The sequence below is a fragment of the Streptomyces sp. NRRL F-5123 genome (assembly GCF_000721495.1).
Lineage (GTDB): Bacteria > Actinomycetota > Actinomycetes > Streptomycetales > Streptomycetaceae > Actinacidiphila.
The window spans coordinates 18,033-36,836 of sequence record NZ_JOHY01000076.1; the positions used below are offsets into that span (position 1 = coordinate 18,033).

General features: G+C 74.5%; 16 protein-coding genes. 8 read left to right on the top strand and 8 right to left on the bottom strand.

Annotation, left to right across the window (positions count from 1 at the left end):
• Positions 1-83: 83 nt before the first annotated feature.
• Positions 84-794: a hypothetical protein gene (locus tag IH54_RS0135685; protein ID WP_159012273.1), complete on the top strand. Its 711-nt coding sequence runs from the start codon at positions 84-86 to the stop codon at positions 792-794.
• Here IH54_RS0135685 and IH54_RS0135690 read toward each other — a convergent pair.
• The gene (locus tag IH54_RS0135690) at positions 791-1,870 is read right to left on the bottom strand and encodes a PP2C family protein-serine/threonine phosphatase (RefSeq protein WP_234344201.1); all 1,080 of its coding nucleotides are present in this window, start codon (positions 1,868-1,870) and stop codon (positions 791-793) included. The genes IH54_RS0135685 and IH54_RS0135690 overlap by 4 nt on opposite strands.
• A gap of 152 nt (positions 1,871-2,022) precedes the next feature.
• On the opposite strand from IH54_RS0135690, the gene IH54_RS0135695 reads away from it, so the two are divergent.
• The 6 genes from IH54_RS0135695 (at position 2,023) to IH54_RS0135720 (ending at position 8,698) form a co-directional block, all read left to right on the top strand.
• Entirely contained in the window at positions 2,023-2,238 is a 216-nt protein-coding gene (locus tag IH54_RS0135695; protein WP_031525150.1) for a dodecin, read from the top strand.
• 243 nt (positions 2,239-2,481) lie between these two features.
• On the top strand, positions 2,482-2,949 hold the full coding sequence (locus IH54_RS0135700; RefSeq protein WP_031525152.1) for a DUF7144 family membrane protein: 468 nt from the start codon (positions 2,482-2,484) through the stop codon (positions 2,947-2,949).
• Between the two features lie 5 nt (positions 2,950-2,954).
• Positions 2,955-4,022, top strand: a complete 1,068-nt coding sequence (locus tag IH54_RS0135705) for a rod shape-determining protein (protein WP_052398235.1) — start codon at positions 2,955-2,957, stop codon at positions 4,020-4,022.
• Positions 4,023-4,261: 239 nt separating this feature from the next.
• Positions 4,262-6,475, top strand: coding sequence for an MMPL family transporter (locus IH54_RS0135710; RefSeq protein WP_043183219.1), 2,214 nt, complete (start codon positions 4,262-4,264; stop codon positions 6,473-6,475).
• Positions 6,476-6,779: 304 nt separating this feature from the next.
• Positions 6,780-8,024: a sensor histidine kinase gene (locus IH54_RS0135715; protein WP_052398232.1), complete on the top strand. Its 1,245-nt coding sequence runs from the start codon at positions 6,780-6,782 to the stop codon at positions 8,022-8,024.
• Positions 8,021-8,698: a response regulator transcription factor gene (locus tag IH54_RS0135720; RefSeq protein ID WP_031525161.1), complete on the top strand. Its 678-nt coding sequence runs from the start codon at positions 8,021-8,023 to the stop codon at positions 8,696-8,698. The genes IH54_RS0135715 and IH54_RS0135720 overlap by 4 nt, the downstream gene beginning before the upstream one ends.
• A gap of 18 nt (positions 8,699-8,716) precedes the next feature.
• On the opposite strand, the gene IH54_RS0135725 is transcribed toward IH54_RS0135720, so the two are convergent.
• Positions 8,717-8,977: a Txe/YoeB family addiction module toxin gene (locus IH54_RS0135725; protein WP_031525164.1), complete on the bottom strand. Its 261-nt coding sequence runs from the start codon at positions 8,975-8,977 to the stop codon at positions 8,717-8,719.
• Complete coding sequence (locus IH54_RS0135730; RefSeq protein WP_031525166.1) at positions 8,974-9,231, bottom strand: type II toxin-antitoxin system Phd/YefM family antitoxin; 258 nt, start codon at positions 9,229-9,231, stop codon at positions 8,974-8,976. The genes IH54_RS0135725 and IH54_RS0135730 overlap by 4 nt, the downstream gene beginning before the upstream one ends.
• Before the next feature lie 264 nt (positions 9,232-9,495).
• On the opposite strand from IH54_RS0135730, the gene IH54_RS0135735 reads away from it, so the two are divergent.
• On the top strand, positions 9,496-10,635 hold the full coding sequence (locus IH54_RS0135735) for a DUF3103 family protein (protein ID WP_031525168.1): 1,140 nt from the start codon (positions 9,496-9,498) through the stop codon (positions 10,633-10,635).
• A 74-nt stretch (positions 10,636-10,709) separates the two neighbouring features.
• Here the strand turns inward: IH54_RS0135735 and IH54_RS0135740 are convergent, their stop codons facing one another.
• From IH54_RS0135740 to IH54_RS40715, 5 genes are all read right to left on the bottom strand, one after another.
• A complete protein-coding gene (locus IH54_RS0135740; protein ID WP_052398233.1) occupies positions 10,710-11,345 on the bottom strand; it encodes a nuclear transport factor 2 family protein in 636 nt (211 codons plus the stop codon).
• Positions 11,346-11,357: 12 nt separating this feature from the next.
• Positions 11,358-13,529 carry an MMPL family transporter gene (locus IH54_RS0135745; RefSeq protein ID WP_043183220.1) on the bottom strand — a complete coding sequence of 724 codons (2,172 nt, stop codon included), beginning with the start codon at positions 13,527-13,529 and terminating at the stop codon, positions 11,358-11,360.
• Positions 13,529-14,926 (bottom strand): flavin-containing monooxygenase, encoded by a 1,398-nt coding sequence (locus IH54_RS0135750; protein ID WP_052398234.1) that lies wholly within the window; start codon positions 14,924-14,926, stop codon positions 13,529-13,531. The genes IH54_RS0135745 and IH54_RS0135750 overlap by 1 nt, the downstream gene beginning before the upstream one ends.
• A gap of 52 nt (positions 14,927-14,978) precedes the next feature.
• On the bottom strand, positions 14,979-17,429 hold the full coding sequence (locus tag IH54_RS40710) for an SDR family NAD(P)-dependent oxidoreductase (RefSeq protein ID WP_043183221.1): 2,451 nt from the start codon (positions 17,427-17,429) through the stop codon (positions 14,979-14,981).
• Positions 17,426-18,804, bottom strand: a 1,379-nt coding sequence (locus IH54_RS40715) for a cytochrome P450 (RefSeq protein WP_159012275.1), incomplete at its 5' end; no start/stop codon positions are given. The genes IH54_RS40710 and IH54_RS40715, both read right to left, overlap by 4 nt.

Here is an 18,804-nt window from a genome sequence, read left to right on the forward strand (position 1 = left end):
CCGCAGCCCTGCGCCCTGTTCACCACCCCGCGCCGGGCCCTACCCTGCGCGGAACGGTCCGGGGCGCAGGGGGGAAACAGGGCATGGAGCCTTCATCGTTAGCGGCAGCGGCGCTGCGGGTGGTGACCGGCACCGCGCCGGTCACCGCGGAGCGGCGGACGGCCGTGCAGGAGCTGGTCTGGGCGCGGCTGGGCGGCAGCGCCCTCGGGGCGTCGGCGCTGGCCCGCTTCCACCAGCAGCCGGGTGAGGGGGCGGCGGGCATCGTGGAGTCCGTCCTCGCCGACGAGCTGCGCACGGACCCGGCGTTCGCCGCCCGGCTGACCGCAGCCGTCCGCCCCGACCCGGTACCCGCACCGCCTACGCCGCCCGCACCGCCGCCGCCGCCTGCGCACAAGCCCGCCGCGCCCCCGCCGAGGCCCGCCGTTCCCCCACGCGCCACTGCCTCCGCCTCGCGCGCCCCGCGCGCCACGGTGACCGTCGCGCCGACGCCCGTCCTGAACCCGGCCGGGACGCGCAAGGTGCTGCTGCTGGGCTTCCCCCAGGCCTTCGCGTGCTACGCCTCTTTCAACGCCCTCGTGAACGCGGACTCGTCGCACTGGGAGCTGCTCTACTCCCTGCTCCTGCTCGGCTCGATCGCCATGGCCGGATACGGCCTCCGGCTCGGCACCCGCCTCCTCCGGCAGGGCGGCCGCGGCGGGGTCCTCGTCACCGCCGTGCTGATCGACCTGGTCGTGCTGGTCGGCCTGCTGGTGGGCCTGGCGCAGTGGCTCAAGGCCCTGAACGGTTTGAACTAGTCCCGGCGCACCGCGAGCATCGCGCGGTCGTCCGTGTCGCTGGGGCTGTGCGCGGTCCAGACGGCCAGGTCCGCGCGCAGGGCGTCGACGACGGCGTGGGGGGTGGGAAGGGGGCCGAGGGCGGGGAGGCGGGAGGCGGGGTCGTAGAAGGTGCCGTGGCGGTCGCGGGATTCGGTCACGCCGTCGGTGACGAGGAGCAGGGTCGCGCCGCGCGGGACGTCCGTCTCGTCGGGGGCGGAACGGACGCCGCCCAGGCCCTGCATGCCGAAGGGCAGGTCGGGGGTGGTGGGCTCCAGGGTGCGGACCTCGCCGTCCGCGGTGATGAGGTACGGCGGCGGGTGGCCGCGGTTGACCAGGCGCAGGGTGGCGCAGTCGGGGGTGTACTCGGCGAGCAGGCCGGTCGTGAAGCCCTCGAACCGGGTCTCGTCGCCGCCCTGCTCCTTGTGCCGGTCGAGTGCGCGGTCGAGGCGGTCGGCGAGCCGGAGCAGGTCGGGCTCGTCGTCGGCCGCCTCGCGGAAGGCCCCGAGCAGCACAGCCACCGCGCCGACCGCGCCCATGCCCTTGCCGCGCACGTCGCCGATGAGCAGGCGGATGCCGAACGGGGTCTCCTGGGCGGCGTAGACGTCGCCGCCGATCCGCGCCTCGTGGGCGGCCGCGTCGTAGCGGGCGGCGATGCCGAGCGGGCCGATACGGGTCGGCGGGGCGGGCATCAGGGCGCGCTGGGCGGCCTCGGAGACGCCGCGGACGGTGGCCAGCCGCCGCCCGTAGCGCTCCAGGGCGCGGTTGACGCCGACGGCCACGGCCACGGCCACCACGACGGTGATGACGTTCGCGATGCCGCGGTGGTCGCCGATCTGGCCCTCGCCGACCGTCAGCAGGACGATGGCGGCGACGGCGAACAGGCAGGTCACGACGGTGGCACGGAGCCCCTGGGTGGCCCCGGCGAGGACGCAGGCGGTGGCGAAGAACGGGTCGCCGGTGTACTGCACGGGCGTGACCGCGTCGAAGACCAACCCGCCGAGCAGCAGCGCTCCGGGAAGCCAGCGCACGACGGGGGCCGACCACGACGACGTCACGGTGTCCACTTTATGCGGATTCCCGGCCCGCTCGCCCGGGACGCCGCCCGCACATCGACCGGGCACCGCCGCGCATCGACCGCCGTGCGGTCCCGCCGGGCATGCGGCACGGTGGAAGGGCACCGCGAACCCCAACGAAGGGCAGTTCCGCCATGGCCGAGCACACGTACCGCGTCACGGAGATCGTCGGCACCTCGAAGGACGGCGTCGACGCCGCCGTGCGCAACGGCATCGCGCGCGCCGCGCAGACGCTGCGCGACCTCGACTGGTTCGAGGTGACGCAGATCCGCGGGCACATCGAGAACGGCGAGATCGAGCACTACCAGGTGGGCCTGAAGGTCGGCTTCCGCCTGGAGGACGCGGACTGACACATCCCCGCACGGCCCCTCGCGCGGCCCCGTACGGCCCCCGCGCGGACCCCGTACGCCCCTCACCGGGGCCCGCGCGGCGGCGAAACGCCCGCATGGCGCATCCCCGTACGGCCCAGCCTTCCTCGCATTGTCGGACCGGTCGTCAGATCATGATGTCATCAAGGCGGGTTTTGTACGGTTCTGGCCGGATATCGCATGATCGCACGATCCCGCCGTCCGTCCACGGACCCGGGAGCCGCCATGAGCCAAGCAACCCCCGCACCGCAGCCGCCGCCCCCGGGCCGTTCGGGGCGGCGGCGCGACGACGAACGCAACTCCTGGGCAGCCGCCGGTACGGTCTTCGCCGGCATCCTCCTGCTGGTCGGCGGCGTGCTGGCGATCCTGGAGGGCGTCGTCGGCATCGGGCACGACGCCGTCTACATCGTCACGCGCGGTGACTACGTCTACAAGTTCAGCGTGCGCGCATGGGGCTGGATCCACCTGATCCTGGGGATCGTCGCGGTGTTCGTCGCGCTCCTGATCCTGCGCGGCGCGACCTGGGCGAAATACCTCGGCATCGGGATCGCCGCCCTCAACATGATCGCGAACTTCATGTTCCTGCCCTACCAGCCCGTGTGGGCGATCATCATGATCGCGGTCGACATCTTCGTCATCTGGTCGCTGGCCACCTACCGGTCCGCGCCGAGCTGGCCCGGGGAGCAGCGGTGATCGGCATGGCCGGGGTGACCGGCGTCAGCAGCCTGATCACCCAGAACCCCACCCTCGACCAGCTGCGCCGCTGCAACGTCGCGGTCGACCTCGGAGCCGCCCGCACCCGCGTCTACCTGCGCGGCAGCGGCCTGGTCGCCGACGAGCCGAGCGTCGCCGCGGTCGACGTGCGCACCGGCGCGCTCATCGCCGTCGGCGGCAACGCCGAGCGGATGGCCGGGCGGACCCCCGCCCACATCCGGGTCTCCCGGCCCGTCGCGGGCGGCGCGGTCGTCGACATCGCCATGGCCCAGCGCATGCTGCGGCACATCCTCGGCGACAAGCTCGGCCGCAGGCGGCTGCGCGCGCCGATGCTGCGGGCGGCGGTGTGCACCCCGCACGGCAGCGCGCCCATCGCCCGCCGGGCGGCGGTCGAGACGATGTACGGGCTCGGCGCGCGCCGCGTGGAGCTGGTCGACACGCTCATCGCGGCGGCGGTCGGCTGCGGGCTGCCCGTGGAGCACCCCGAGGCGACCATGATCGTGGTGTGCGGGGCGGGTACGACGCAGGTCGCGGTGCTGTCGCTGGGCTCGATCGTGGCGGCCGAGACCGTGCCGGTCGGCGGCGACGCGATCGACCGGGCGGTCGTCCAGCACCTGCGCAACGCGCACGAGCTGATGCTGCCCAGCCAGTCCGTACGCCCCCTGCACATGATGCTGGGCGCCCCCGCGGACGGCGGCTCCCTCACCACCGAGGTGCACGGGCGGGACGTGGTGAGCGGCATGGTCCGCACGATCACGATCGAGACCGAGGGCGTACGGCACGCGATGCGCACCCCGCTCACCGCGGTGCTCGACGCGATCACCGGCGTGCTGCGGCACTGCCCGCCAGACCTGGTCGCCGACCTCGGCGACCGCGGCATCATGCTCGCGGGCGGCAGCGCGCTGATGCCCGGCCTCGACCTGATGCTGCGGGAGGCCACCGGCATGCCCGTGCAGGTCGCCGACTCCCCCGCCACGGTCGCGGTGGAGGGCCTGGGCGCGATGATCGAGGGCCGCGTCCGGCCCCTGCACCTGGACCCGCTCACCGTCTGAGCCTCGTGCCCGCGCGGCGGCGGCTACCGCGATTGCGGTAGCCGCCGCGGGTGCGTACGGACACCCGCCCGCCCGGTCCGCGCACACGGTCCGGCCCCGGCGGCTACTGCGCCTGCGGTAGCCGCCGACGCTTCCTACCGCCGCTGCGGTAACCGCAGGTGCCCGCAGCCGCACGACGACGGGGCGGGGCCCGGCGGACAACGCTTGTGGGGCAATCACGAGTGGATGTGGAGCCCTCCATGGCGACGTTTCTGTATCGACTGGGCCGGCTGGCCTTCCGGCGGCGGGGCCGGGCCGTTCTTCTGTGGGCGGCGGCCCTGGTGGCCGTCGCGGTCGGCGGGCTGAGCGCCCCGGGAACCTCCGACGGGGACCTCTCGATGCCGGGCATCGAGTCCCAGCACGCCTACGACCTCGTCCAGCAGCGCTTCCCCGGCGCGGCGGCCGACGGCGCCACCGCCCAGGTGGTCTTCGTCGCGCCCGGCGGCGAGAAGGTGACCGCGGCCGGCAACAGAGCGGCGGTCGAGCACGCGGTGGCCGCGCTCGCGGGCGGCCCGCAGGTCGCCGGGGTCGCCGACCCGTTCACCTCGGGCGCGGTCAGCAAGGACGGCTCGACGGCGTACGCGACCGTCGACTACACGGTGGCCGCCGACGACCTGACCGGCGCCGCCCGCGGCGCGCTGGACACGGCCGCGGACCAGGCGCGCGCGGAAGGCCTGACGGTCGAGACCGGCGGCTCCGCGCTGGACGCCGACGAGGGGCCCGGCGGGACCTCCGAGCTGATCGGCATCGCGGTCGCGGCCGTGGTCCTGCTGGTGACGTTCGGGTCGCTGACGGCCGCGGGCATGCCGCTGCTGACCGCGATCGCCGGCGCCGCGGTGAGCCTGTTCGGCATCCTGCTGCTGGGCCACCCGCTGGGCCTGACCTCCGACACCCTCACGCTGGGGATGATGCTGGGCCTGGCGGTCGGCATCGACTACGCGCTGTTCGTGATCTCCCGCTACCGCGAGGAGCGCGGCCGCGGCCACTCCCCGCAGGAGGCCGCCGGGAGGGCGGTGGGGACGGCCGGCTCCGCGGTGGTCTTCGCCGGGCTGACCGTGGTGATCGCGCTGGCCGGGCTGTCGGTGGTCGGGATCCCGGTGCTGACGAAGATGGGCCTGGCCGCCGCGGGGGCGGTCGGGGTCGCGGTGCTGGTCGCGCTGACGCTCGTGCCCGCGCTGCTCGGCTTCCGGCCGGACGCGGTGCTGGGGCGCCGGGCGCGCAAGGCACCGCGGGTCCGCGAGAACCTCGGCTCCCGCTGGGCCCGGTTCGTGCTGCGGCGGCCGGTCGCGGTGCTGGTGTCCGGCGTGCTGGGGCTGGGCGCGCTGGCCGTACCGGTGGCGTCGCTGCACCTGGGCTCGCCCGGGGACGAGGCGCTGTCGACGTCCACCACCCAGCGCCGGGCGTACGACGACCTCGCGCACGGCTTCGGCCCCGGCTTCAACGGGCCGCTGACGATCGTGGTGGACGCGAAGGGCGCGCCGGACCCGCGGGCGGCCGTGCACACGATCGGCGAGCGCATCGGGAAGGAGCGGGGCATCGTGTCGGTGTCCCCGCCGACCTTCGACAAGGCGGGCGAGACCGCGGTGTTCTCGGCCACCCCCGCCACCAGCCCCACCGACACGAGGACGAAGGAGCTGGTGCGGACCGTCCGCGGCGAGCGCCCCGCGATCGAGTCCGGCACATCCGCGACCTTCCAGGTCACCGGCACGACCGCGCTGAACATCGACATCGCGGGCAAGGTCCAGGGCGCGCTGGTGCCGTACCTCGCCACCGTGGTGGGCCTCGCGGTCGTGCTGCTGCTGGTGGTCTTCCGCTCGGTGCTCGTCCCGCTGAAGGCCGCGCTCGGCTTCGTGCTGTCCGTGCTCGCCGCGCTCGGCCTGGTCGTGCTGGTCTTCCAGCAGGGGCACGGCGCCGGGCTGCTCGGCGTGCAGCAGACCGGGCCGGTCATGAGCCTGATGCCGATCTTCATGGTGGGCATCGTCTTCGGCCTGGCCATGGACTACGAGGTCTTCCTGCTCTCCCGGGTGCGGGAGGCGTACGCGCAGGGCGAGGACGCCCGGCACGCGGTGGTGTCCGGCTTCCGGCACAGCGCGCGGGTCGTGGTGGCGGCCGCCCTGATCATGATCGCGGTCTTCTCCGGCTTCGTGGAGGAGCAGGGCTCGATGATCAAGATGGTCGGGTTCGGCCTGGCCGCGGCGGTGCTGCTGGACGCCTTCGTGGTCCGGATGGCGATCGTGCCCGCGGTGCTCGCGCTGCTCGGCGACCGGGCGTGGTGGCTGCCGCGGTGGCTGGACCGGCTGCTGCCGCACGTCGACATCGAGGGCGAGTCGCTTGCCCACCGCCCCCGGTCCGTCCCGGGCGCGGGCCACGACCCGGACCCGCGGGCGGACGCGCCGGAGCGGGCGGGGGTGTGAGGTACGGCGGTGCGGGGGCCCGGGGCGTCGCGCTCCGGGCCTTCCCGGGCGGGGGGACGGGGGCGCGCGAGGCGGACTCCCGGGCCCGCGCGTGGGAGGGGGGCGGGGCGGACCGGACAGGCGGACGGGCGGACGGGGCGCGCGAGGCGGACACGCGGGCCCGCGCGTGGCGGGGGGCGGGGCGGACCGGACAGGCCTCCGGGTCCCGGGCCCGCACTCGGCTGCCGGGCGCACCGGACCGTCCACGCCCCGGCGCCCGTGTGATCGGGGACGATGGGGGCACCACCTCTCCCGGAGAGCGACGATGAGCAGCCACCTGGAACGCTTCACCGAGCAGCACGCGCGGACCGCGGAAGTGGTGCTCGCGGTGGCGCTGTCGGCGTGCACGGTGCTCGGCGGCGCGGTCAGCACGTCGGAGTCCTCGCCGCCGCGCACCCAGGTCACCCCCGGGATCCTGGCGCTCGTGTGCCTCGCCGCGCTGCTGCGCGTCCGTGGCCACCCGCGGGTGGCGCTCGCCGTGACCACGCCCGCCGCGGCCGTACTGACCGCGGTCGGCTACCTGCCGAGCCCGCTGCTGCTGGCCCCCGTCATGGCCGCCCTCTACTGGCTCACCGTGCGCGGGGACCCGCGGGCCGCCGCCCTCGGGTACGCCACCGCGGCCGTCCTCGTCGCCACCTCCCTGTCCGGCGCGCCGCTCGGCGACGACTTCATGCTGCGGACGGTCGGCACCGTCCTGTGGCTGCTGCTGCCCATGTCCCTGGGGGTGACGAGCCGCTTCCGCCGCGCCTACCTGGCGTCCGCGCAGGCCCGTGCCGCGCACGCCGAGCGCACCCGCGAGGAGGAGGCGCGGCTGCGGGTCGCGGAGGAGCGCATGCGGATCGCCCGCGAGCTGCACGACGCGGTCGCCCACCACATGGCTCTGGCCAACGCCCAGGCGGGCACCGCCGCCCACCTCGCCGCCACCCGGCCCGAGCAGGCCCGGGAGATCCTTACCGCGCTGGTCGGCACCACCTCCTCCGCGCTGCTGGAGCTGCGGGCCACGGTGGGCGTTCTGCGGCAGGCGGGCGACCCGGACGCCGGTTCGCTGGAGCCCGCCCCTGGTCTGGACCGGCTGCCGGAACTGGTGGCCGCGTGCCGCTCCGCGGGCCTCGACGTCACCGTGCGCACCGGGGGCCGGGCGCGGCCGCTGACGCCGGGCGTCGACCTGACGGCGTACCGGATCGTCCAGGAGGCCCTCACCAACGCCGCGAAGCACGCCTCGGGGCGTGCCGCGCACGTCGGACTCGACTACGGCGAGGGGCGGTTGCGCATCACGGTCACCGACGACGGGCCGCCGCTGCCGCCCGTGGTCCCCGGCGGCGGGTACGGCCTGATGGGCATGCGGGAACGCGCCCACTCCGTCGGCGGCGACCTGCGCGCGGGCCCGCGCCCGGAAGGCGGCTTCGCCGTGACCGCGACCCTGCCCATCCAGCCGCCCCCCGCGGGGCCCACCGGGGAGCCCCGCAGCCAGGGGGACGCCCCCGCCGAACCGCCCGAGGACAGCCCGTGACCCTCCGCGTCCTGCTCGCCGACGACCAGGCCCTGCTCCGCGGCACCTTCCGGATGCTGATCGACTCCTGCGACGACATGGAGGTCGTCGGCGAGGCCGCCACCGGACGGGAGGCCGTGGACACCGCGCGCGCCGAGCGGCCCGACGTCGTCGTCATGGACATCCGCATGCCCGGCACGGACGGGCTCGCCGCGACCGCCGAGATCTGCGCCGACCCGGATCTGAGCGGCACCCGGGTGCTCATCCTGACGATGTTCGAGACCGAGGAGTACGTCGCCCAGGCCCTGCGGGTGGGCGCCAGCGGCTTCCTCGGCAAGTACGTCACGACCGACACGCTGCTCGCCGGGATCCGCACCGTCGCCGCGGGCGAGGCGCTGCTGTCGCCGGGCGCGACCCAGGCGCTCATCACCCGCTTCCTGACCACCCCCAGCACCCCGCCCCTCGCCCCGGCCGAGCGCCTGGCCGACCTCACCCCGCGCGAGCAGGAAGTCACCGTCCTCGCCGCGCAGGGCAGGTCCAACGACGAGATCGCCGCGCATCTCGTCCTGAGCGTGCTGACGGTGCGGACGCACGTCCAGCGCGCGATGACGAAGCTCGGCGCGCGCGACCGCGCCCAACTCGTCGTGATCGCCTACCAGTCCGGCCTGGTGCGGCCCGAACCCCCGCGCGGCTGAGGGCGCGGTGACACGGCGTCAGCTCTCGTAGCGGTAGCGGCACTGGGCGATGAGGACGGAGTCCTCGGTGGCCTTGTAGACGAGGCGGTGCTCGTCGGTGATGCGGCGCGACCAGTAACCCTGGAAGCCGTGCTTGAGGGGTTCCGGCTTGCCGATGCCCTCGTTGCCGTTCCGTGCGATGTCGGCGACGAGGACGTTGATGCGCTTGAGGACGCGGCGGTCCTGCTGCTGCCACCACAGGTAGTCCTCCCATGCACGGGAGGAGAAGACGATCTTCACTCGGGCTCTACCAGCTCCCGGACCGTCCCGCCGCCGTTCTCCAGCTCGTCGATGGACGCCAGCAGGCGGCGCGCGTTCGCGGGGCTGCGCAGCAGGTACGCGGTCTCCCGCAGCGACTCGTAGTCCGCGAGGGACACGATGACGACGGGCTCGTGGCCGGCTCGCGTGATGACGACCTCCTCACGGTCGTCGGTCACAGAGTTGAGCACCTCGGCGTATCGCGCACGCGACTCCGAATACGACATGGTCTTCACTGGACACCTCCTCACGTACAGAAAATTGTACGCCTGCCCCGGCGGCCGGGGCAACGGCCGCCGGGGCAGGCCGGGCCTTCACGTCCCGTTCACACCTTGGCCGGGAGACGGCTTGTTCGGATTGACATGCAACGGTCATGCTGTCCTCGCCGGAATCTATTCGCGTAGATCGGCAGCGCGACGAGATCGGCTCCGTCCTGAACCAACCCTCGACCGCGGCCGCCGGGAGCGGCGGGCGCGGGAACGCCTCCAGGAGGAACCTCCGTGCACCTCACCGTTTACCGCCGCGCAGCGCTCGGGCTCGCGCTCGGCGCGGGCTGCGCGCTCGCGCTGCAGGGGCTCGCCCTGCCCGCCGCCCACGCCGACACGCCCGCCGCGGCGCGGCAGGGCTCGCAGGTCGGGGCCGCCGAGGACACCGTGGCCCGGTCGCTCGCCGCCTCGCTCGGCTCGGCGGACTGGCGGGCGCAGGTGCGGGGCGCCGCGCTCGGCTCCGCGCCGGTCGGCCTCGCCTCGCTCGCCGCCGGCCGGGGCGCGCCCGCCGCGCTCGCGGGCGCCGTCACCGCCGCCGAGCAGCGCATCGCCGCCGCGAAGGGGCTGGGCGCGGACGCCGGCCCGCTGCTGCGGCTGCGGCTCGGCGCCGACTCGATGCGGGCCGCGCTCACACCGGACGCCGTGCCGCTCGTGGCGGTGGCCTCCGACGACGACGGGGGCGCCGCCGTCACCGCGTACGACAGCGCGGGCCGCGCCCACGCCCTCAGCGCCACGCGGATCCCGCGGGAGGCCGTCTACGTCGTCGACCTCGACGTGGACCGCGCGACCGCCGCCGGGCTGGCCCAGGTCGACAAGGCCCTGGGCAAGGCGGGCCTGCGGTCGGCCGCCGCCTCCCCCGCCGCCGCCTCCCCCGCCGCGACCGGCGGCTACTGGACGACGAAGGTCGACTCCGTCCACCTCAACGACGACGAGGAGCCCTGGATCCTCGGCGACGCCGAGATCTACTCGATCGTCACCGGCTTCGGCCTCGACGGGAAGGTGCGCGTCGACACCGTCGACATGCCCTACCTCGACAACGACGGCACCACGTACTACCCCAACCAGATCCTGGTCAGCTGGAACACCTACAAGTACAACCTGGCCGACGTCGTGATGATGGAGGCCGACAGCGACACCAACTACGCGGCCCTCGCCAAGGCGCTGGCCGACGCGCTGCTCACGATCACCGACCAGGGCGCGTACATCCCGCTGGTCGACGCGATCCTCGACGCCCTGCCCGCGTCCTGGTACACGAACGACGACGACTACGTGGACTCCTGGTACACCCTCGGCACGAACTCGTCGGGCCTGCTGAACGGCGCCCGCGGCAACGGCCGGATGACCGTCGAACCGTACTGGGTCGCGCAGTTGTAGCGCCCCCGTCCGCGCAGTGAAGAGGGCGGGCCCGCGATGCGCCGCGCGGGCCCGCCCGTTCCGGGGGCGGCGCCTCAGACCGCGGGTGCGGCGGGCGCGGCGGCCGCGGGGAAGGGGCCCGGGTCGCCGACCGGCGGGGCGCCCGCCTCGGTGACACCCTGGGCGGCGAGGGTGTCGAGGACGGACGCGAGCAGCGCGGTGTCGCAGTAGATGTGCAGCTCGGTGATCTTGCCCCAGGCGATACGGATGACGTGCACGCCCTGGTTGGAGTAGTGGTTGCCCTCGCGGTCGGTGAGGTGGTCGACCCACTCGACGAAGGCCACCGTGTCCCAGGGCCAGCCCTTCGCCGAGACCTTCGTCAGCTCGAACCGCAGGTCGGGCAGCAGCGCGGCGAGCCGGTCGTACCACTGCTGGATGCGCCGGTTGTCGTGCCGCCCGCCGCCGAGCGCGTGCGAGCCGGAGAACCAGTGCTCGGCGGCGGGCGTGAACTGGCTCACGATCGCCGGGTAGTTGCCGCGGTTGACCTCGGCGAAGGACTTGCGCAGATTGCGTCGGACGATGGCGTGGTACACGGTCACCTCTGCTGGTCGGTCGGGCTGGTCGGTCGGGCTGGTGGACGGGGTGGCGGGCGGGATGGTGGTCGGTACGGTGGCCGCCGCCGTCGCGCGGCGGCTCCGGCGGCGGCTGACGCTCGCGCTCCGCACCACCATGGTGACGCTTCGTCAGCCCGTGCGGGCGTATTCGGACCGTGCGGATTCGGCCGCAAGTCCGCCCTCGCTCAGTCCGAAGCGCCCGTGCAGCCGGCGCAGCGGCGCCGGAGCCCACCAGTTCCACCGGCCCAGCAGGGCCATCAGCGACGGGACGAGCAGCGCCCGCACGACCGTGGCGTCCAGCAGCACGCCCAGCGCCGTACCGAGGCCCAGCTCCTTGATGAAGACGATCCGCGAGGTGGCGAGCGCCCCGAGCGCGACGCAGAACAGCAGCGCCGCCGCCGTCACGACCCGCCCCGTGCGGCCGAGGCCCAGCGCCACGGCCTCCTGCTCGCCCGCGCCCGTGTCCCGCGCCTCCTTGATGCGGGCGAGCAGGAAGACGCCGTAGTCCGTGGACAGGCCGAAGACCATCGCGAAGAGCAGCACGGGCTGCGTCGCGTCCAGGGCGCCCTGCCCGGTCGTGCCGAACAGGCCCGCCCCGTGCCCGTGTTGGAAGACGGCGGTGAGGACGCCGAAGGTCGCGCCGAGCGTCAGCACGTTCATCACCACCGCCTTGAGCGGCAGTACGACCGACCCCGTCATCAGCAGCAGCACGAGCATGCTGGTGAGGAAGACGATCGCGGCCGCGACGGGCAGCCGGGCGACCAGGCTGCTGCGCAGGTCCACGAAGGTCGCGCTCTGGCCGCCGACCACCGTCTCCCCGGGCACGGGCAACGCCCGTACGTCCTTGACCAGTTGGCGGGACGCGCCGCTCAGTCCCGGCTCGCGGGGGACGGCCTGGATCAGCCATGTGCCGCCGTCCAGCCGCACCGGGGCGGAGACGGCCGCGGCGCCGGGCAGCGCGGCCACCCGGTCACGCAGCGCGGCCAGTTGCGGCCCGGCGGCGGGGCCCGCGCTGACGACGACCGTGACGGCCTCCAGCGGGTCCGCGGGGAAGCGGGCCCGCAGCGTGTCGTCCACGGCCCTGCTGCTCGCGGTCGACGGCAGCGAGCCCGGCCCGACCGTCGTGAACGCCACCCGCGCGAAGGGCAGCGCGAGCACGACCAGGAACGCGCTCGCCCCGGCCGCGACCAGCACCGCGTGCCGCATCACCCCGCGGGCGAGCGCGAACCACCCGCCCTCCGTGCTCTCCGGCTTCTCCAGCGCCCGGTGCCAGCGGGCGGGGGCGAGGAAGTCGAGGTGCCGCCCCAGCACACGCAGCAGCGCGGGCAGCACGAGCAGCGCCACCAGGAGCGCGGACAGCGCGACGAGCAGCCCGCCGACCGCCATCGAGTACAGGAAGCGCTGCCGGAAGACGAACAGCGCCGCCATCGCCGCGCTCACCGTCAGCGAGCTGAAGAGGATCGTGCGGCCCGCGGTGCGCAGCGTCACCCCGATCGCGCGCGGCACGTCCGGGTCGACGGTCAGCTCGGTGCGGAAGCGCGACACGATGAGCAGGCTGTAGTCGATCGCGAGGCCGAGGCCGAGGGCCGTGACGAGGTTGAGCGAGAAGATCGACAGCGGTGTGAAGCCGTCCACGATCCGCATCCCGAGCAGCGTCAGCACGACGTTCAGCCCGCCGACGAGCAGCGGGAGGGCGGACGCCACGAGGCTGCGGAAGATCCACAGCGACAGCACGAACAGCACGGGAAAGGCGGCGAGTTCGGCAATCTCCAGGTCGTGCTGGACGGTCTTCACGACCTGGTTGCCGACGACCTCGCTGCCGCCGAGCTTCACGTACGGGTCGTCGGCGGTCGCGTGCAGCAGGCGCTTGACCGAGGCCTGGTAGCGGGCCGAGGCGCCCGGGCGGGCGCTGAACTCGCCGACGACGATGGTCTGCCGGCCGTCCTTCGAGAGCAGGGCGCGGTCGTGCGTGCGGTCGTAGGAGCGGACGACGGCGAAGGTCCTGTCCGCGTCCATGAGCGCGGCGACCCGCGCGGCCGCGCGCCGCGTACGGGGGTCGGTGGCGGGGGCGCCGGTGTCGACGAGGGCGATCACGCCGCCGTCGCCGTGGATGCCGGTCGCCTTCTCGATCCGGTCGTCCGCGCGGACGCTGCCGGAGCCGGGCGTGACGAAGTCGGGGTTCCCGCCGGTCAGCCGGGACGCGACGGGTGCGCCGAGGGCGGCGGCGAGGACCGCGGCCGCGAGGGCGGCGAGCAGCATGACGCGGGCGTGGCGGGTGGCCAGCCGCGTGAGCAGGTTCATCACGCGGCGTGCTCCTGGTGCTCGGGCTGCTGCGGGAGGGCGGCGGCGGTCTCCGCGGGTGGCGGCGCCGGGGGTTCGACGCCGAAGCGGCGGACGAGCTTGCGCAGCAGCGCGCGGTAGGAGAAGTGGTCGACCTGGAGCCAGTGCCGCTCGGAGTCGTAGTAGCTGATGCCGCCGCTGAGCCGGGCCGTCGTGACGGGCTCCGCCTTCGCCCTGCGGAACCACACCGCCCTGCGCGGGTCCGTCCGCAGCAGATGCAGGTAGCGGGCCATGATCTGCGCCTGGTAGTCCATGATCGGCCAATTGCCGGTGGACGTCTGGAAGTAGCCGATGACGAAGAGGTTGTCGTACGCCGGGTGGAAGGCGCTCAGGTGCAACTGGGGTGTACGGCCGGTCCAGTTGAGGTGCTTGCGGTCGATGAACGGGAACTCCGTCATGCGGTAGCCCGTCGCGTTGACGATGACGTCGACCCGCTCCTCCCGGCCGTCCGTGAACAGCACGCGGTCGCCGCGGAGTTCGGCGACGTCGGGGCGGGCCGCCACGTCGCCGTGGCCGAGGGCGTAGAGGAGCGTGGAGTTGATCACGAAGTGCTCTTCGAGCAGCCGGTGCGCGGGTTTCGGCAGCCCGTACGCGGCCGGGTCGCCCGCGCTGTTCAGGCGCAGGAACAGGCCGCCGAACGCCCGGACCACGGGGCGGGGCATGCGCCACTTCAGGACGCTCTCGTAGAGGACGTCGGTGGGGCGCCCGAAGAGGTACTTGGGCCAGTAGTAGCAGCCGCGGCGGATGCTCAGGAAGGTCGCGGCGGCGTTCTGGGCGGACTCCACCGCGATGTCGCAGCCCGATGTGCCGCCGCCGACGACCAGCACGCGCCTGCCGCGCAGGGGGGTCGGGTCGCGGTAGTCGCTGGAGTGCAGGACGGTGCCGTCGAAGTGGCCCTCGTACTCCGGGGAGCGAGGCGCCCAGTTGTGGCCGTGGGCGATCACGACCCCGGCGTAGCGGCGCACTTCGCCGCCGTCGAGCGTCACGTACCAGTGCGGTGAGCCGTCGCGCCGGTCGATCCACTCCACCGTGCGGTGGAGCTCGACGTGCTCGCGGACGCCGAAGTGCGCCGCGTACGCCCGGAGGTACGCGTGCGCGTGGGTGCGGCCGAGGTAGGTCGGGTAGTCCGCGGGGATCGGGAAGTCGTCGTACTGGATGTACGGCTTCGACGTGATGAGGTGGATCGAGTCGTAGGCGGCGCTGTGGGGGTTGCCGCCGTTCCAGTTGCCGCCGACGTCGTCGGCGCGCTCGATCACGTCGACGGCGAAGCCGAAGCTCTTCAGGTTCTTCGCGGCGGCCAGGCCGCCCGCCCCTGCGCCCACGACGCAGTAGGCGTCCGACCGGTCGACGGTGCTCACGGGATTCTCCTGGGGGTGGGTGGGTTCGGGGGGGCGGTGGGCGCTGGGCGCGCTACGAGAGGCGCAGGCCCGCGATGCGGAGGGCCGGGGCGGGTGCGTCGGTGGGGGTCGCGGTCCAGTCCGCGGCGTCCGGGGTGCCGGTGAGATGGAGCGGGGTCGCGGCTGCGTCCGGGGAGGCCGCGAGGTGGGCGACCGTGAGGCGGGTGGGGCCGGGCGTGCTCCGGGCCGCCCATGCCTCGCGGAAGACGTTCTCCAGCGCGCCGAGCGGGAGGGCCGGGGTGGGCGCGGGTGAGGTGAGCAGCCAGTCCGCCGGGCGGGGCGGGTGCGCGAGGGCGCGCCGGGTGCCGTCGGCGGCGTACCGCCACTCCGCGAGGGGGACGACATGGCCGGTCCAGCTCGGGGCGCCCTCCGCCGGGGGAGGCGGCTCGGGGGGCTCTGCGGCGGTGCCGGTCGCCCTGCGGCCCGCGGGGGCGTAGACCAGCTCCGCCGACGCCAGGTGCCGGCCCGCCGCCGTCAGCTCCACCGCCACCCGCCACGTGCCGTCCGGGGACCACGCTCCGGCTGCCGTACGCGTCAGGCGCGTCTCCGGCTGCGGGAGGCGGAGGGCGGGGAGGGTGACGGTGACGTCGCGGGTCCCGGCGGGGTGGAGGTCCGGGGAGCCCTCGGGCTGGACCCAGGCCCCCGCCGCGTGGAGGAGTTCGAGGGCCAGGGAGATCGGCAGGGCAGGGGTGCCGCCGATGCGGAAGTCGTCGCAGACGGGCAACTCCGCGGGGCGCAGGGCATGGTGGGTGGTGAGGGCCGCGTGCGGGTGGAAGCGGACGGGCTCGCCGAGGAAGTAGCGGCTGGTCGCGAGGCGTTCGATGCCGGGGAGTCCGGAGTCCTGCTGGTAGCCGCGTAGGACGGAGGGCAGCATCGCCGGTCCCACGTCGCCGATGAAGGTGACCTCGCCGGCCGGCCGGGAGAGGAGTTCGCGCCGCCAGTGGTGCAGGGCCTCGTCGACGTCCACCGCGGACATGTAGCGGAGGGTCGCCTCGTAGTTGGTGATCATGCCGAGGCGCTCCCAGGTCGGCCAGCAGACCGTGCTGACCGGGAGGCCGGTGGTGCGGGCCGCCCACAGGCCCAGGCGGCTGAGGCCCTCGTTCGCCGCGCCGTAGTCCAGCTGGCCGACCATCCCGCCCCACCGCCCGGTGAGGGAGCCGACGTTGCAGAAGAAGGCGGGCGGGCCCGCCGGGAGGGCGCGCAGGAGGTTGAGGAAGCCGCGGATCTTGACGGCGACCACCGCGGCGATCGTCTCCGGGGTCTTGTGCGGGAGCCGGGTCGGGACGTCCAGGCCCGCGTTGTGGACGACCCCGGCGAGGCGGTCGCCCGCGCGGGCGAGGAGTTGCGCCGTCTGCTCGGGGTCGGTGACGTCGCAGGGGGCGTACTCGATGTGCAGGCCGTCGGCGCGGGCCGCGGCGAGGTTGCTCCACAGCTCGCGGGCGTCGGCGAGCTTCGCGAGCGCCGCCCGGGTCGCGGGGAGGGCGCGGGCGGTCGCCGCCGCGCGCAGCCGGTCGTCGCGGTAGGCGCGGAAGTCCGCTGCGGAGAGGGCGACTTCAGGCGTCCGCCGCTCGTCGGGGAGGGCGCTGCGGCCGCTGACGATCACGCGCACGCCGAAGTCCGCGGCGAGCGCGCGGGCGAGCGCGAAGCCGATGCCGCGACCGCCGCCGGACATGACGACCGTGTCGCCGGGCGCGAGGGACGTGCGGGGCGGGCCGGGCTGCGCCGGGCGGGCCCGGAGGGTGTAGCGGCGGCCGTGGTGGTGGCCGATCTCGAACGGGCCCCATCGGTAGAGCTCGCGGCACACCGACTCGGCGGTGGCGGCGTGGTCTTCGGGGCCGAGGTCGAGGACGCGGATGTTGCAGTTGGGGATCTCGCGGGGCAGGCCCTTGGCCAGGCCCGCCCACAGGCCGCCCAGGGGCTGCTCGATCGGGGGCGGTTCCCCGGCGGGCCCGAAGCCCATCAGGCCGCCCAGGCGGGTGACCGGGAGGTAGAACAGGCGGGTCGCGTCCGTCTCCGCCGACCAGTCGGCGTGCACCGCCTGGAGCAGGCGAAGGGTCTGGCGGAAGGCGGGCTCCCATACGTCGGGGCCGGTGGGGGTGAAGGGGCCGGGCACACCGAGGTCGACGATCCCGTCGAGGCGGCCGCCCGCCGCGGCGAGGAAGGCGGGCACGCCGTCGTCGTCGGCGGGGTCGCCCGCGCGGGGCGGGGCGAGGCGGTGGACATGGGCGCCCGCCGCGCTCAGCCGGGTGCTGATCGCGTACGCCGCCGTCTCGCGGCCGCCGACCACCGCGACGGAGCGGTCGCGGAGGCCGGGGGCCGGGGCGGCGGGCAGCGGCGTGGTCTCGACGGGCTCCCAGACGTAGCGGCCGACCGGGCGCACGGAGCCGTCCGGCGGGTAGTCGACGGCGGGGGGCGGCGTGCGGACGGTGTGCGGGGGCAGGTCGGTGCGGGCCGGTGGCGTCATCGGGGCCTCGGGGTGATCGCGAGGCGGATGCCCTCCATCGGGCGGAAGGACACGGTCGTGGCGAGGGTGAGGGGGTGGTCGGGGACGAGGTGGAGGCGGAAGCGCTGGGCGACCATCGCGAGGGTCAGGTGCATCTGCACGACCGCCATCTGGTTGCCGATGCACTTGCGCTGCCCGCCGCCGAACGGGAAGTAGGCGTAGCGGGGTTGGGCGGCGCGGTTGGCGTCCGAGAAGCGTTCGGGGTCGAAGCTGTCGGGGTCCACCCAGAAGTCGGGGTGGCGGTGGGTGACGTAGGGGACCATGAAGACGCTGCCGCCCTTGGGGATGCGCCAGCCGCCGACCTCGTCGTCGGCCGCCGCGTCGCGCGGGTAGAGCCAGATGGGCGGGTGGAGCCGGAGCGTCTCGTCGGCGACCATACGTGTGTAGGGGAGTTCGGGCAGGTCCCCGATGCCGGGGGCGCGGCCGTTCAGGACGCGTTCGGCCTCGTCGTGCAGCCGCTCCTGCGCCTCGGTATTGCGGGCCAGTTCGTAGAGGGCCCAGGCCAGGCCCGTGCCGGTGGTCTCGTGGCCCGCCATGAAGACGGTCATGATCTCGTCCCTGACCTGCTGCCGCGTCCACTCGCCGCCGCTCTCGTCGCGGGCCGCGAGGAGCAGGCTGACGAGGTCGGTCAACTGCCCGTGCTCGCCCGCCCGGTGGGCGGCGACGATGCGGTCGACGATCTCGTACATCACCCGGCGGGCCTTGCGGATGCGGAGGTTGTACGGGATCGGGACGGCGTTGGGGGTGAGCTGGCTGAGGGTGCCGCGGAAGACCATCGCCTCGATCACGGTGACCATCGCGGGGCCGACGCGCTCGCTCTCGGGGTGCAGGTCGGTGTCGAACATCGCCTTGCCGAGCGCCCCGAGGGTCAGCTCCATCATCTCCGGGACGACGTCGATGCTCTCGCCGGAGGCCGCCGCGGACTCCCAGCGGTCCAGGACGGTGGTGGTCGCGTCGGTCATGGTCGCGGCCATGCCGTCGACGGCCGCCTTGTGGAAGAGCGGGTTGACGACGCGGCGGTGCTGCTTCCACTCGTCGCCGTCGAGGGTGAGCAGGCCCATGCCCATGAAGATCTTGAAGTAGTCGTAGCCCTTGCCGCGGACGTAGTTGGCGTTGTTGTCCTGGAGGACGTAGCGGATGTTGTCGGGGTGGAGGTTGAGGTGGACGGTGAAGAAGCCGAGCGGGACGCGCACCATGTCGCCGTAGTGGCGGGCGAGTTGACGGAAGAGGGCGGGGGCGTTGCGCTGGAAGCCGCGGATGCTGCGGCGCAGGGCGCGGGGGCCGGTCGGACCGGGGGCGCGCAGGCCCGCGGGGCGCGGGGTCCCGGTCCGACCGG

Coding starts and splice junctions, on each gene's coding strand:
- IH54_RS0135685 (WP_159012273.1), top strand. CDS start 84: ATGGAGCCTTCATCGTTAGCGGCAGCGGCGCTGCGGGTGGTGACCGGC.
- IH54_RS0135695 (WP_031525150.1), top strand. CDS start 2,023: ATGGCCGAGCACACGTACCGCGTCACGGAGATCGTCGGCACCTCGAAG.
- IH54_RS0135700 (WP_031525152.1), top strand. CDS start 2,482: ATGAGCCAAGCAACCCCCGCACCGCAGCCGCCGCCCCCGGGCCGTTCG.
- IH54_RS0135705 (WP_052398235.1), top strand. CDS start 2,955: ATGGCCGGGGTGACCGGCGTCAGCAGCCTGATCACCCAGAACCCCACC.
- IH54_RS0135710 (WP_043183219.1), top strand. CDS start 4,262: ATGGCGACGTTTCTGTATCGACTGGGCCGGCTGGCCTTCCGGCGGCGG.
- IH54_RS0135715 (WP_052398232.1), top strand. CDS start 6,780: ATGAGCAGCCACCTGGAACGCTTCACCGAGCAGCACGCGCGGACCGCG.
- IH54_RS0135740 (WP_052398233.1), bottom strand. CDS start 11,345: ATGGTGGTGCGGAGCGCGAGCGTCAGCCGCCGCCGGAGCCGCCGCGCG.
- IH54_RS0135745 (WP_043183220.1), bottom strand. CDS start 13,529: ATGAACCTGCTCACGCGGCTGGCCACCCGCCACGCCCGCGTCATGCTG.
- IH54_RS40710 (WP_043183221.1), bottom strand. CDS start 17,429: ATGACGCCACCGGCCCGCACCGACCTGCCCCCGCACACCGTCCGCACG.